Origin of the sequence: Streptomyces sparsogenes subsp. cuspidosporus, assembly GCF_039532705.1 — a bacterium.
Taxonomy (GTDB): Bacteria; Actinomycetota; Actinomycetes; order Streptomycetales; family Streptomycetaceae; genus Streptomyces; species Streptomyces sparsogenes.
Window position 1 is genome coordinate 31298 of sequence record NZ_BAAASD010000011.1, and the last position, 12373, is coordinate 43670.

Genomic DNA, 12373 nt, shown 5'->3' on the forward strand with positions numbered 1-12373 from the left:
GCTAGCCCTTGACCGCGCCCGCGCTGAAGCCGGTGATCAGCCACTTCTGGATGAAGGCGAACACGATGACGACCGGCACGGCGGCGATCACGCCGCCCGCCGCGAGGGCTCCCAGGTCGACGCTGTCGGCCCCGATGAGCGTGTTGAGGCCGACCGGGATGGTCTGCTTGTCCTGGGAGCTGAGGAACATCAGGGCGAACAGGAAGTGGTTCCAGCTGTGGACGAAGGCGAAGGAGCCCACCGCGATCAGCCCGGGCCGCAGCAGCGGCAGCACCACGGCGCGGAAGGCGCGGAAGCGTCCGCAGCCGTCCACCCAGGCCTGTTCCTCCAGGGACACCGGCACATTCCTGATGAACCCGCTGATGAGGATCATGGACAGCGGGAGCTGGAAGACCGTCTCCGCGATGACCACGCTCCCCAGCGAGTTGATCATCTGGAGGTTCTTGAAGATCTCGAAGAGCGGGACCAGCATCAGCGCGCCGGGGATGAACTGCGAGGCCAGCAGCGCGAGCATGAAGCCCTTTTTGATCCGGAAGTCGAAGCGCGCCAGGGCGTAGCCGCCGGCCAGGGCGACCACCGTGGTCATCACCAGCGACGAGACCCCGACGATCATGCTGTTCTGGAAGAACGTGCCGAAGCTTCGCTCATTCCAGACCTTGGCGAAGTGCTCGCCGGTCATCGGCCAGGGCACCAGCGAGGTGGAGCCGGCCGGGCGCAGCGCGAACAGCAGCATCCAGTAGAACGGGATCAGGGTGAACAGCAGGTACAGGGCCAGCGGGAGGTAGATCTGCCGGCGCGGCACGCCGTCGTCGAGCCCGCGCCCGCGCTTTCCGCGCCGGTCGGCGGCGGGGGCGGCGGCGGGGGCGGGCGCGAGGCCCTTCTCCGCGAGTGCGGTGGTCACTTGTTGTCGCCTCCGAACTTGCTCAGGCGCAGATAGAGGATCGAGCAGAAGAGAAGGATCACGAAGGCGACGGTGGTGAGCGCGGACGCGTAGCCGAAGTCGTGGCCGTCGATGCCGGTGTTGGCGACGTACAGCGGGAGGGTGGTGGTCTGTCCGGCCGGGCCGCCGCCGGTGAGGGTGTAGAGCAGGTCGACGTTGTTGAACTCCCACACCCCGCGCAGCAGCGTGGAGAGGATGATCGCGTCCTTCAGGTGCGGCAGGGTGATGTGGAAGAACTGCCGGGCCCGCCCCGCGCCGTCGACCGAGGCCGCCTCGTACAGGTCCTTCGGGATGGACTGCAGATCGGCGAGGATGAGGATGGCGAAGAACGGGACACCGCGCCACAGTTCGGCGAGGACGGCCGCCCAGAAGACGGTGTCGGGGTCGGAGAGCACCGAGGTGCCGTAGCTGCCGATGCCCGCGTCCGCCAGGTAGCGGCTGATGCCGGTGGAGGGGTTGTAGAGCAGCATCCAGATGGTGGTGGTCAGCACCCCGGAGACGGCCCACGGCGAGAAGACCAGGGCGCGGGCGATGCCGCGGCCGATGAAGGTCTGGTTGACCAGCAGGGCGAGGACCAGGCCGAGGACCAGTTGCAGCAGCACCTCGGTGACGACCCACTTGCCGCTGAAGGCGAGGGTGTCCCAGAACTGCGGGTCGTCGGTGAAGATCCGGGTGAAGTTGTCCAGGCCCGCGAAGCCGTTCCGCCAGGGCTTGGTGACGTTGTAGTTCTGCAGGCTGTAGTAGAGGACGCTGAGCATCGGATAGGCGATGAAGCCCAGCATCAGCAGCCCGGCGGGGGCGATCAGCAGATACGGGAGGCGGCGGGTGGAGCCTCCCGTACGGCGCCGGGGGACCCGGGGTTGTTTCGCCACGGCGTCGGCCATGACTGCTTCTCCGTTCTCAGGGGGGCGCGGGGGTGCGCGGGGTGCGCGGTCGGGCGGAGGTGCGAGGGGTGCACGGTCGGGCGGAGGTGCGAGAAGTGCGCGGTCGGGCGGAGGTGCGAGAAGTGCGCGGTCGGGCGGGTGAAGCGCTTACCGAATGCCGTTCGGCATCTCGTGCAAAAGGTGAGCCGACAGGTGGTCAGCCCGCGTAGGGCTCGGGGTCCGCACCGGGGGCGGCGAGGAAGCGGAAGTCGCAGCCGGTGTCGGCCTGGGTCATCTGTTCCTGGTACAGGGCGCCGTAGCCGCGGGTGTACCGGGGCGGGGGCGGGGTCCAGGCCGCCCGGCGCCGCTCCAGCTCGGCGTCGTCGACCTCCAGGCGCAGCGTGCGCGCCTCGACGTCGAGGGTGATCAGGTCGCCGGTGCGGACCAGGGCGAGCGGGCCGCCGACGTACGACTCGGGCGCGATGTGCAGCACACAGGCGCCGTAGCTGGTGCCGCTCATCCGCGCGTCGGAGATCCGCACCATGTCCCGCACCCCCTTCTTGAGGAGGTGGTCGGGGATCGGCAGCATGCCGTACTCGGGCATCCCGGGGCCGCCGAGCGGGCCGGCGTTGCGCAGCACCAGCACGCTGTCCTCGGTGATGCCGAGCGCGGGGTCGTTGATGGTGGCCTGCATCGACTTGTAGTCGTCGAAGACGACGGCGGGGCCGGTGTGCCTGAGCAGGTGGCGCTCGCAGGCGATGTGCTTGATCACCGCGCCGTCGGGGCACAGGTTGCCGCGCAGCACCGCCACTCCCCCCTCGCTCGCCAGCGGGTTGTCGAGCGTGCGGATGACCTCCGGGTTGTGGACCAGGGCGCCGTCGAGCTGTTCGCGCAGGGACGCGTGGGCGACGGTCGGGCGGTCCAGGTGCAGGGTGTCCCCCAGCCGGGCCAGGAAGCCGGGCAGGCCGCCCGCGAAGTAGAAGTCCTCCATGAGGTAGCGGCCGCCGGGGCGCAGGTCGGCCAGCACGGGCACGGTGCGGGCGATCCGGTCGAAGTCGTCGAGGGTGAGCCGCACCCCGGACCGTCCGGCCATGGCGATCAGGTGGATCACGGCGTTGGTGGAACCGCCGAGCGCCAGCACGGTGGCGACCGCGTCCTCGTACGCCTCCCGGGTGAGGATCTCGGATAACTTGAGGTCCTGCCAGACCAGTTCGACGACGCGCAGCCCGGAGGCCGCGGCCATCCGGTCGTGCCCGGAGTCGACGGCCGGGATGGAGGAGGCGCCGGGGACCGTGACCCCCAGCGTCTCCGCGGCGGCCGTCAGCGTCGAGGCGGTGCCCATGGTCATGCAGTGGCCGGGCGAGCGGGCCAGGCCGCTCTCCAGCTCGGACATCTCGCAGTCGCCGATCAGCCCGGCCCGCTTGTCGTCCCAGTACTTCCACATGTCGGTACCCGAGCCCAGGACCTCGTCGCGCCAGTGGCCCGGCAGCATCGGCCCGGCCGGCACGAAGACCGTCGGCAGGTCGGCGGTGGCGGCCCCCATCAGCAGCGCGGGGGTGCTCTTGTCGCAGCCGCCCATGAGGACCGCGCCGTCCACCGGGTAGGAGCGCAGCAACTCCTCGGTCTCCATGGCCAGCAGATTGCGGTAGAGCATGGGCGTCGGCTTCTGGAACGTCTCCGAGAGCGTCGACACCGGGAATTCCAGCGGGAATCCGCCGGCCTGCCACACCCCGCGCTTGACCGCCTGGGCGCGGTCCCGCAGGTGCGCGTGGCAGGGGTTGATGTCGCTCCAGGTGTTGAGGATCGCGATGACCGGCTTGCCGAGGTGCTCCTCGGGGAGGTAGCCGAGCTGGCGGGTGCGGGCCCGGTGGCTGAAGGAGCGCAGCCCCTCGGTGCCGTACCACTGGTGGCTGCGCAGCTCCTCCGGCTTCTTTCTCCGGGGGGTCGCGGGGGGCTCGGGGGTCACGGAGGTCTCAGGGGCCGCGGAGGACTCGGGGGTCGCTGGGGGCGTCATATCGCCCACCCCTGGATCAGCGCGGCGACTTCGGCGCGCTGCGGCTCGGGCAGCGCGCTGCTGGGCGGGCGGATGTCGCGGCGGCACAGGCCGAGCGCGGCAAGCGCTTCCTTCACGACGCTGACGTTGTGGGCCGACTGCTGTGCGGCGCGCAGGTCCTCGAACCGCCGGATCTGCTCCCACACCTTCATGGCGGCCGGGTAGTCCCCGGCGCGCAGCGCGCCCAGCATGTCGAGCGAGACCTTCGGGGCGACGTTGACCAGGCCGGAGGTGAATCCGATGGCGCCGACGGCCCAGTACGAGGGCGCGTACAGCTCGGCAAGACCGGCCACCCACACGAAGCGGTCGAGCCCCGCGTCGCGGGCGACGGCGGCGAAGCGCGCGGCGTCGGGCACCGCGTACTTGACCCCGATCACATTGGGGCAGGCCTCGCCGAGCCGGGCGATCGCGGACCCCTCGATCAGCGGGTTGCGCAGATACGGCACCACCCCCAGCTCGGGCACGGCCTCGGCGATGGCGCGGTGGTAGTCGACCCAGCCGTCCTGGGAGACGTACGGATGGACCGGCTGGTGCACCATCACCATCCCGGCGCCCGCCTCGCGGGCGTGGCGCGCGGCCTCGACGGCAGTGGCCACGTCGTGCCCCACGCCGACGAGGACGGCGGCCCGGTCGCCGGCCTCCGCCACGGTCAGCTCGGTGACCAGGCGGCGCTCGGCGAGGGTGAGGGCGTAGAACTCGCCGGTGTTGCCGTTGGGCGTGACGGCCTTGACGCCGCTGTCCAGGAGCCGGCGCAGCAGGGCCCGGTAGGTGTCCTGGTCCACGGCGCCCTCGGCATCGTACGGAGTCACCGGGATCGCCACGACATCCGCGAGCGCCGCCCTCAGTGGCGAGTAGTCCATACGGAGCCTTTCCCTTCTGGTCGAGCCGGCCGGGCCGGCCTGGCCGGTCGGGCTGGTGGGGCTGGTCTGGCCGGTGGGACTTTTCTGGCCGGTGACGGTCGTCGGTGGAGCGGGGCCGGTACGGGGGCGGTGCGGGGTGGAACGGGGGCAGTGCGGGGGTGGGGCGCGTGGGCGCGTGCGGGACCGTCCCCTCGACGCACGCGCCCACGCGGTCTAGGTAGCCGCCTCGGCGGCCCGGCTTCCGGCACCCGCGACCGGGCCCTCGCCCGCGGCCTCGGCCTCGGGGAAGGCGCGCCGGACGAAGGAGGCGATGTGGTCCCGCAGCGCCTCGGCGGCGCCGTCCGCGTCGCCGTCGAGCGCGCGGGCCAGGATCTCGCGGTGCTCGCGCGCCTCCCGCTCCCAGGACGGGACCGCCTGCCAGGCGACGGCGGAGACCAGGGCGGCCTGGTCGCGCAGCTCGTCGAGGATCCCGGTCAGCAGCGGGTTGCCGCAGGGCAGGTAGAGCGCGCGGTGGAAGTCGCGGTTGGCCAGCGAGCGCCCGGCCGGGTCGGCGGCGGCGTCGGAGCGCTCCAGCGCGGCGCTCGCGCCGGCCAGGTCGGCGCGCGTGGTGACGGTGCGGCGCAGCGCCTCGGGCTCCAGCAGCAGCCGGACGTCGTAGACGGCCTGCGCCATGGCGGTGTCGACGGTGCGCACGGTCGCGCCCTTGTACTCGCTCATCACGACGAGCCCCCGGCCGGCGAGGGTCTTGAGGGCCTCCCGGACCGGGGTCTTGGAGACGCCGAACTGGGCGGCGAGCTCGGTCTCGACGAGGGGCTGGCCGGGCCGCAGCCGTCCGGTGAGGATCGCGTGCTTGACCGCCTCCAGTACATACTGCGTACGGGAGGGGACCGGGCTCGGCGTCATGTCCATGGGGCTCTCAGATCTCACATATCGCGTCTCATATATGACGTACGAAGTACGACGCGATGAAATTAGGGCCGCCCGGGGGGTTCGTCAACGGTTCTGACAGAAAACGCTTGCTGCGATTCGGTCCCCGGGCGGCCCTGGCGAGTTGAGGGCGTGTCAGGACAGGCGTTCGAGCGCGGTGCGCACCGCCGCGAGGTCCGCGTCGGAGGCCAGTCCCGCGTGGTAGAGGCGGATCTCGTCCGCGCCGAGCCCGGCCGCGTGCGTGGCGTCGGCCTCCAGGGTGGCGGGGCTGCCGCCCATGCCGGCCACGACCGTGAAGTTCGCGGCCAGGGTGGTGCGTTCGGTCCTGTGCGGCACGAAGGGGGTGAGCACATCGGTCCGCGCCGCGTCGCTCCCGGTGCAGGGCAGCACCACCCCGTCGGCGTGGCGGAGGATGCCCGCCGGGTCCACCCCGACGTTGGCCCCGAGGCGGTGGGGCGCCGGGTCGGCGTGCAGCAGCACCTGGAACGGGCCGCCTGCCGCCTCCCGTACGGCCGCGACGGCGTCCCGCTGCAGCTCGGCCGCGACCCGGTCGCGCCAGGCCGCGAAGGTGGCCGCGTGGTCGCCGCCGAGCAGCTTCTCCACCTCGGCCCACTCGGCGGCCCGGCCCCCGCCGCCCTGGACCGTCTCCGCTTGCTGCTCTTTTGGCCTCCGGGGCGCCTCAGCCCCTGTCGACGGTCGACCGTGCTCGGCCCTTCGTTCCTCAGGGCCTCCGCGCGCTCTCCCTTTCGACAGCGGCGCGCCCCTTTGGCCCGCCCAGACCGGCCTCAGGGCCCGCAGCACGGCCCGCCGCAGCTCCTCCGGGTCGGCGCCGAGCGAGGCGTAGCCGGCGTGGCAGCTGTCGCAGAAGCACAGCGACATCAGGTACTGGGCCGCGCCGCCGAGCGGAACCCCGCCGATCTTGTCGTGCGCGTGCAGGTGGGCGACCCCGTACCAGCCGCAGGACTCCAGCTCGGTGCCGCGGGTGCCGGGCCGCGCCGCCGCCTCGGCGGCCAGGTCGACCACGTACGAGCGCACCTCGGGGCGGGCGACGCACGGCGCCCAGGGGTAGTGGTCGCCGTAGGCGTTGCGCACGGAGGTGCGCGGATGCTCGTCGCCCAGGCGGGAGTTGTGCGCGAGGACCACCCAGGAGTGCACCTCGAGCCCGGCGTCGGCCAGCGCGCGGGCCGCCTCGCCGTACGGGTCGGCGCCCTCCACCCAGGACTGCCGGTACGGGCGCAGCGGGCGGTCCGCCCAGCGCTCGGGGTCCGGCGGGTAGAGGACGGCGGCGTGCCGGGCGGTGACGATGCGGTGGCGCGGGTGGCGCGGCGTCAGCGCGCGGGTGGAGTGGTAGGCGGAGGCGAGGGTGACCTGCTGGACGCCGAGGTCGGCGATGCGGCGGGCGGCGTCCGGGTCGCCGACGACGTCCCAGGGGTAGACGAAGGCGGAGGCTTTCAACGCGGTTTCCCCCTCGGGGTGGTCAGGCTTCGGAGGTGGGGACCAGGGCCAGCCCGCGCTCGATCAGCTCGGCCAGTTCCTTGAGGTGGGCGGGGCTGGGCTCGGACAGCGGCGGGCGCACCTCGCCGACGTCCAGGCCGCGCAGCCGCACCCCCGCCTTGACCAGCGAGACGGCATAGCCGCGCCCTTGGTTGCGCAGCTCCACCAGCGGCCGGTAGAAGCCGTCGAGCAGCGCGTTGCACGTCGCGTCGTCGCCGGTGGTGAGGGCCTTGTGGAAGGCGAGGGCGATCTCGGGGGCGAAGCAGAAGACCGCGGAGGAGTACAGCAGCACGCCGATGCCGCGGTAGGCGAGGCCGGTCAGCTCGGCGGTGGGCAGCCCGTTGAAGTAGAGGAACTTCCCCTCGGGGTCCTCGGCGCGCACCGCGCTGACGATGCGCTGGAGCAGGTCCAGGTCGCCGAGGCCGTCCTTGAGCCCGATGATGCCGGGCACCTTGGCGAGTTCGACCACAGTCGGCGGGGTGAGGACGACGTTGTCGCGCTGGTAGACGATGACGTCGAGATCCGTCGCGCCCGCGAGCGCGGTGTAGTGCCGCAGCAGCCCCTCCTGGGAGGCGACGACCAGGTACGGGGGCATGGCGAGCAGCCCGTCGGCCCCGGCCTCCTCGGCGAGCCGCGCGTACCGGATGGCGAGCGCGGTGCCGTAGCCCGCCCCGGCGACCACCGGTACGCGCCCGGCGGCCTCCTCCACGGCGGCGGCGACGGCGGCGCGGAACTCCTCGGGGGTGAGCGCGTGGAACTCACCGGTGCCGCAGCACGCGAACACGGCGGCCGCCCCCGCCTCGATCCCGCCGCGCACATGCGCGCGGTAGGTGTCGAGGTCCAGGGCGCCGTCGGGCCCGTAGGCGGTCACGGGGAAGAACAGCAGGCCGTCAAGGCGCTCGGCGAGTGAGGCTGAGGTCACGGGCTCTCCCTGTCCTGTGTGCCGACGTGCCGTCAACTCACCGGCGCGTACACGTTTCTGATCGTCATCCATATTCTTGAACGCTGCCACGGTAGGGCAGCCCGGCCGCGCCGGTCAAGGCGCGCGCACCGCCGTCTAGACGTGTCGGACACCCGCCCGACACCGCCTCACGCACCCCTTGACTCACCCCCGCCCCCTCCCTAGCGTGTCCATGTTTATGAACAGCGTCTCCGCATGAATTTCCATCCTTGACGGAGGAGATCCCCACATGCCCGCTCCCCGCACCGTTCTCCTCACCGGCGCCGCCGGCGGCATGGGCACCCTGATGCGGGAGCTGCTGCCCGCGACCTACGGCTACCGGCTGCGCCTCCTCGACCTCCTGCCCATCGACGGGGAGCCGGACGCCATCACCGCGGACCTCGCCGACAAGGAGGCGCTGCGGGAGGCCGTGCGGGGCGTCGACGCGATCATCCACCTCGCGGGCATCTCCCTGGAAGCCCCGTTCGAGAAGATCCTGCGGGCCAACATCGAGGGCACCTACAACCTCTACGAGGCGGCCCGCGAGGCGGGGGTCCGCCGGATCGTCTTCGCCTCCAGCAACCACGCCGTCGGCTTCACCCCGCGCCCGGCCACCACCCCGGTGCCCGCCGAAGCGCTCATCCCCATCGACACCCCGCGCCGCCCGGACACCTTCTACGGCCTGTCCAAGTCCTTCGGCGAGGACCTGGCGTCCCTCTACTGGGACAAGCACGGCATCGAGACCGTCGCCATCCGCATCGGCTCCTGCTTCCCCGAGCCCACGTCGGTGCGCATGCTCTCGGTCTGGATGAGCCCGGCCGACGGCGCCCGGCTCCTCCACGCCGCCCTCACCGCCGAGGACGTCGGCTGCACGGTGGTGTACGGCAGCTCGGCCAACACCCGCCTGTGGTGGGACCTCGGCTCCGCCCGCGCCCTGGGCTACGAACCGCAGGACGACTCGGAGCCGTACGCCGCGAAGCTCATCGCCGAACAGGGCGAGCTCGACCCCGGCAACCCCGACCACGCCTACCTCGGCGGCCACTTCTGCACCAATCCGCCCATCTGGCCGCACTGACGTGTCATACCCTCGGGACCGGTGGCCACGAATGGGCGACAGGGGGACGTATGAGCGTGCGTTGGTCGGCAGGGGTCATCGGGTCGCTGGTGGCCCTCGCCGTGCTCACGGGATGTGCCGACCCGGACAAGAGCGAGATCTTCACCTGGACCGATGAACACGGCAGGGCTTGCACCGGAGTGGTGGTCGTGGACTCGGAGGACGGCGACCGCGAGGTGACCAGCATCGACTGCGACTACCCGCCGGAGGGCGTGAAACCCGGCCGCACGACCTCGTCGCCACTTCCCGACTGACGCGTACGGGGAGAGGCCCCGTCACCCGTCGCGCGCGCTAAGCCTGGGCGGGCGCTGCGCCGACCCGGACGCCACGCCGAGGCACGCCGGCACCGCCGCGGCGCCGTCCTCCGCGGCCAGGCGACGCGCGAAGGCGGCCGCCCGCCGCCGGTGCGCGGGCTCGGCCACGCAGGCCGTGATCGCCGCGGCGAGGGGCCCGGCGATGAGCCCGTGGAAGCGAGCGGGGGCGGCGTACGGGGAGAGCACCACCGCAGGACGGCGGCCGCCCGCGCGCGGCCGTCACCCCTCGCGCGCCACGCCGACGCGCGCGAGCACCGCCGCGGCACCGTCCTCCGCGGCGATACGGCGCGCGAGGGCGGCCGCCCGCCGCCGGTGGGCCGGCTCGGCCACGCAGGCCGTGATCGCCGCGGCGAGGGACCCGGCGGTGAGCGTCTGGAAGGGCAGCGGGGCGGGAGCGGCCCCGAGCCGGTGCAGCCGGGCCGCCCAGAACGGCTGGTCGGCCATGACGGGCACCGGCACCGCGGGCACCCCCGCGCGCAGCCCGGCGGCGGTGGTGCCCGCTCCCGCGTGGTGGACCACGGCGGCCGTGCGGGGGAACAGCCAGTCGTGCGGCACATTCCCGATCGCCAGCACGTCGTCGCCGGCCGCGCACAGCCCCGCCCACCCCGCCTGCACCACCGCGCGCACCCCCGCGCGGGCCACCGCCGCCACCACCAGCTCGCCCAGCCGCTCCCCCTCCCCCGGCGCCATGCTGCCGAACCCGATGAACACCGGCGGCGGACCGGCCCGCAGGAAGTCGGTCAGCTCGGCCGGGGGCCGCCATCCGTGCGGCCGGGCGGGCCACCAGTACCCCGCCACCTCCACCTGGTCCGGCCAGTCCGCCGGGCGCGGCACCACCAGCGGGCTGAAGCCGTGGAACACCGGCCGGATGTCCCCGCCCGGCGCCGCCGACGGGGCGGCGGGCAGCCCCAGCCGGGCGCGCAGCCGGGCCACGGCCCCCTCCTGGAGCGCCCCGGCAGCCGCCAGCAGCGCCCGCCCCGCCGCCAGGTTGCCGTCCGGCCCCGGGGCGCCGGCGTCCGGCGCCCCGGGCAGCGGAAACTCCCTCGTCGGGAAGGCCGGTGCGAGATAGGCGCCGACCACGGGCACCTCGAACGCCTCACCGGCCGCCCGGCTGAAGGCCGCCGGGCCGAACGCGGTGAGCACCAGATCGGTGCCGCGCCCCACGGCCGCCACCACCCCGTCCGCGAGCCGCTCCAGGAACGCCCGGGTCACCTCCCGCGCCTCCTCCGGCGACGCCGCCCCGGCCCTGGCGCGGATCAGCTCCCGGGGGTCACCCGGCAGCGGCCGGTGGTCGAGACCGCAGCCGGCGACGAGCCCGGCGAAGGGCGGGTGGGCCGCCACGGCGACCTGGTGCCCGGCGTCCAGAAGGCGCCGCCCCAACCCCGTGAACGGCGCGACATCCCCTCGCGAACCTGCGGTGACGATCAGAACCCGCATGTGATGATCCTCCTCGGCGAGTGCCGCCCCGGGCGCACCCCGGACACGGGCCCCGGGCGCACCCCGGACACGCCCCGGGCACATCCCGGGCACGGGCCCCGGGCACACCCCGGGAACGGCGGTCGCCGCGGACGCTAACGGCTCCCGCGCGGTGGAGGTTCAACCAGCTGTGACACACGGCACACGAGGCGGGGACACGGTGGGCATCGGCGAGCTGGCCGCGCGCACCGGGCTGCCGGTGAAGACCATCCGCTACTACTCGGACATCGGGCTGCTGCCCGAGAGCGGCCGCAGCCCCGGCGGCCACCGCCGCTACACCGCCGATGCGCTGTCCCGGCTCCGGCTGATCCAGCGCCTCCGCGCGCTGGACACCCCCATCGCCGCCATCGCCGCCGTGATGACCGGCGAACGCTCGCTCGACGAACTCGTCACCCACGAACTGGACGCCGTCCAGGCGCGGCTGCGCGAGGCGACATGGCGTCAGGGAATGCTGCGGGCCCTGGACGACTGTCCCGGCCCGGAGCGGCTGCGCCGCCTCGCCCTGCTCGCCGGGGTGGGCAGGCCCGAGGAGGCCCACGACCGCCTGGTGCGCTACTGGCACTGGGCGCTCCCGGCCGACCTGCCGCCCCGGCTGGCCCGAGCCGTCGTCGAGGGCGCGGTGCCCGCCCCGCCTGACACCCCCACGGCCGCCACCGTCCTCGGCTACGCCGAACTCCACGCCCTGGCCACCGGGGACGGCCGGCGCAGACAACCGCAGCGCCACCAGGTCGGCGACGTCGCCTCGTTCTACGCCGGCGTCGTGGACGCCTGCGCCCTGGCCGCCGAGGCCCTGGCCACCGGCTGCCCGGCCCGCCACGCCGAGGCGCTCGACCACTTCGTACGCGCCTACGCCCGCGTCGGCGACCACGACGACACCCCGGCCTTCCGCGCCCACCTGCGCGCCCGGTTCCGCCACGGCACGCGTCCCGACGCGTTCGCGCCGCGCTATTGGCGCCACGCCCTCACCGTCACCGGCGCGACCCCGCCGCGCTCCACCGCCACCGGCCCGGGCCACCTCGCCGCCCCGCTGGCCGCGCTCCACCAGCGGGTCTCCGGCCTGAACCTGGCCGGGGACCAAATCCCCTCGCCCTGAGCGCCGCTGGGCCGGTACGGTCGGGCCCCTCTCCAACGGCCGAAGGGAGCGCCGATGCCCGCACCGTCCGGCTTCGCCTACCGACAGCGCGGCGACGGCAGCGTGGTCATCACCCACCACGGCCGCGCGGCGGCCACCCTGCGCGGCACCCGCGCGGCGCGCTTCCTCGCCGAGACCGAGGCCGAGGCGGCCGACCCGCAGGAGGTCATGGCCCGCTGGACCGGCAACTACCGCAGGGGCAACGAGCGCACGGCCCGCGACCACCCGCGCAACCGGCGCTGAGCGCCGGGCCCGGCACC

At 73.7% G+C, this 12373-nt stretch carries 13 protein-coding genes; 4 read left to right on the top strand and 9 right to left on the bottom strand.

The features are described from left to right. Nucleotide 1 precedes the first annotated feature (1 nt). The 7 genes from ABFY07_RS15700 to ABFY07_RS15730 all read right to left on the bottom strand — a co-directional run bounded on the left by ABFY07_RS15700 (nucleotide 2) and on the right by ABFY07_RS15730 (nucleotide 8059). Nucleotides 2–901 carry a carbohydrate ABC transporter permease gene (locus ABFY07_RS15700; protein WP_346175094.1) on the bottom strand — a complete coding sequence of 300 codons (900 nt, stop codon included), beginning with the start codon at nucleotides 899–901 and terminating at the stop codon, nucleotides 2–4. After that, the gene (locus ABFY07_RS15705) at nucleotides 898–1824 is read right to left on the bottom strand and encodes a carbohydrate ABC transporter permease (protein WP_346175095.1); all 927 of its coding nucleotides are present in this window, start codon (nucleotides 1822–1824) and stop codon (nucleotides 898–900) included. The genes ABFY07_RS15700 and ABFY07_RS15705 overlap by 4 nt, the downstream gene beginning before the upstream one ends. Nucleotides 1825–2020: 196 nt before the next feature. Continuing rightward, on the bottom strand, nucleotides 2021–3817 hold the full coding sequence (gene araD / locus ABFY07_RS15710; protein ID WP_346175096.1) for an L-arabinonate dehydratase: 1797 nt from the start codon (nucleotides 3815–3817) through the stop codon (nucleotides 2021–2023). Further along, the gene (locus ABFY07_RS15715; RefSeq protein WP_346175097.1) at nucleotides 3814–4716 is read right to left on the bottom strand and encodes a dihydrodipicolinate synthase family protein; all 903 of its coding nucleotides are present in this window, start codon (nucleotides 4714–4716) and stop codon (nucleotides 3814–3816) included. Before ABFY07_RS15715 ends, araD begins: the two co-directional genes overlap by 4 nt. A gap of 213 nt (nucleotides 4717–4929) precedes the next feature. Beyond that, on the bottom strand, nucleotides 4930–5625 hold the full coding sequence (locus tag ABFY07_RS15720; RefSeq protein WP_346175236.1) for a GntR family transcriptional regulator: 696 nt from the start codon (nucleotides 5623–5625) through the stop codon (nucleotides 4930–4932). A 153-nt stretch (nucleotides 5626–5778) separates the two neighbouring features. Beyond that, nucleotides 5779–7098: a hypothetical protein gene (locus tag ABFY07_RS15725; RefSeq protein ID WP_346175098.1), complete on the bottom strand. Its 1320-nt coding sequence runs from the start codon at nucleotides 7096–7098 to the stop codon at nucleotides 5779–5781. Between the two features lie 22 nt (nucleotides 7099–7120). Continuing rightward, on the bottom strand, nucleotides 7121–8059 hold the full coding sequence (locus ABFY07_RS15730) for a 5-dehydro-4-deoxyglucarate dehydratase (RefSeq protein ID WP_346175099.1): 939 nt from the start codon (nucleotides 8057–8059) through the stop codon (nucleotides 7121–7123). Nucleotides 8060–8327: 268 nt separating this feature from the next. Between ABFY07_RS15730 and ABFY07_RS15735 the strand changes: the two genes are divergently transcribed. Next, complete coding sequence (locus ABFY07_RS15735; protein ID WP_346175100.1) at nucleotides 8328–9152, top strand: NAD-dependent epimerase/dehydratase family protein; 825 nt, start codon at nucleotides 8328–8330, stop codon at nucleotides 9150–9152. A gap of 50 nt (nucleotides 9153–9202) precedes the next feature. Next, nucleotides 9203–9445, top strand: coding sequence for a hypothetical protein (locus ABFY07_RS15740; protein ID WP_346175101.1), 243 nt, complete (start codon nucleotides 9203–9205; stop codon nucleotides 9443–9445). 21 nt (nucleotides 9446–9466) lie between these two features. On the opposite strand, the gene ABFY07_RS15745 is transcribed toward ABFY07_RS15740, so the two are convergent. Next, nucleotides 9467–9691 (bottom strand): hypothetical protein, encoded by a 225-nt coding sequence (locus ABFY07_RS15745; RefSeq protein ID WP_346175102.1) that lies wholly within the window; start codon nucleotides 9689–9691, stop codon nucleotides 9467–9469. Nucleotides 9692–9724: 33 nt separating this feature from the next. Continuing rightward, complete coding sequence (locus ABFY07_RS15750) at nucleotides 9725–10942, bottom strand: glycosyltransferase (RefSeq protein ID WP_346175103.1); 1218 nt, start codon at nucleotides 10940–10942, stop codon at nucleotides 9725–9727. Nucleotides 10943–11111: 169 nt separating this feature from the next. On the opposite strand from ABFY07_RS15750, the gene ABFY07_RS15755 reads away from it, so the two are divergent. After that, entirely contained in the window at nucleotides 11112–12074 is a 963-nt protein-coding gene (locus ABFY07_RS15755) for a MerR family transcriptional regulator (RefSeq protein WP_346175104.1), read from the top strand. Nucleotides 12075–12128: 54 nt separating this feature from the next. After that, the gene (locus ABFY07_RS15760) at nucleotides 12129–12356 is read left to right on the top strand and encodes a hypothetical protein (RefSeq protein ID WP_346175105.1); all 228 of its coding nucleotides are present in this window, start codon (nucleotides 12129–12131) and stop codon (nucleotides 12354–12356) included. Nucleotides 12357–12373: the final 17 nt, after the last annotated feature.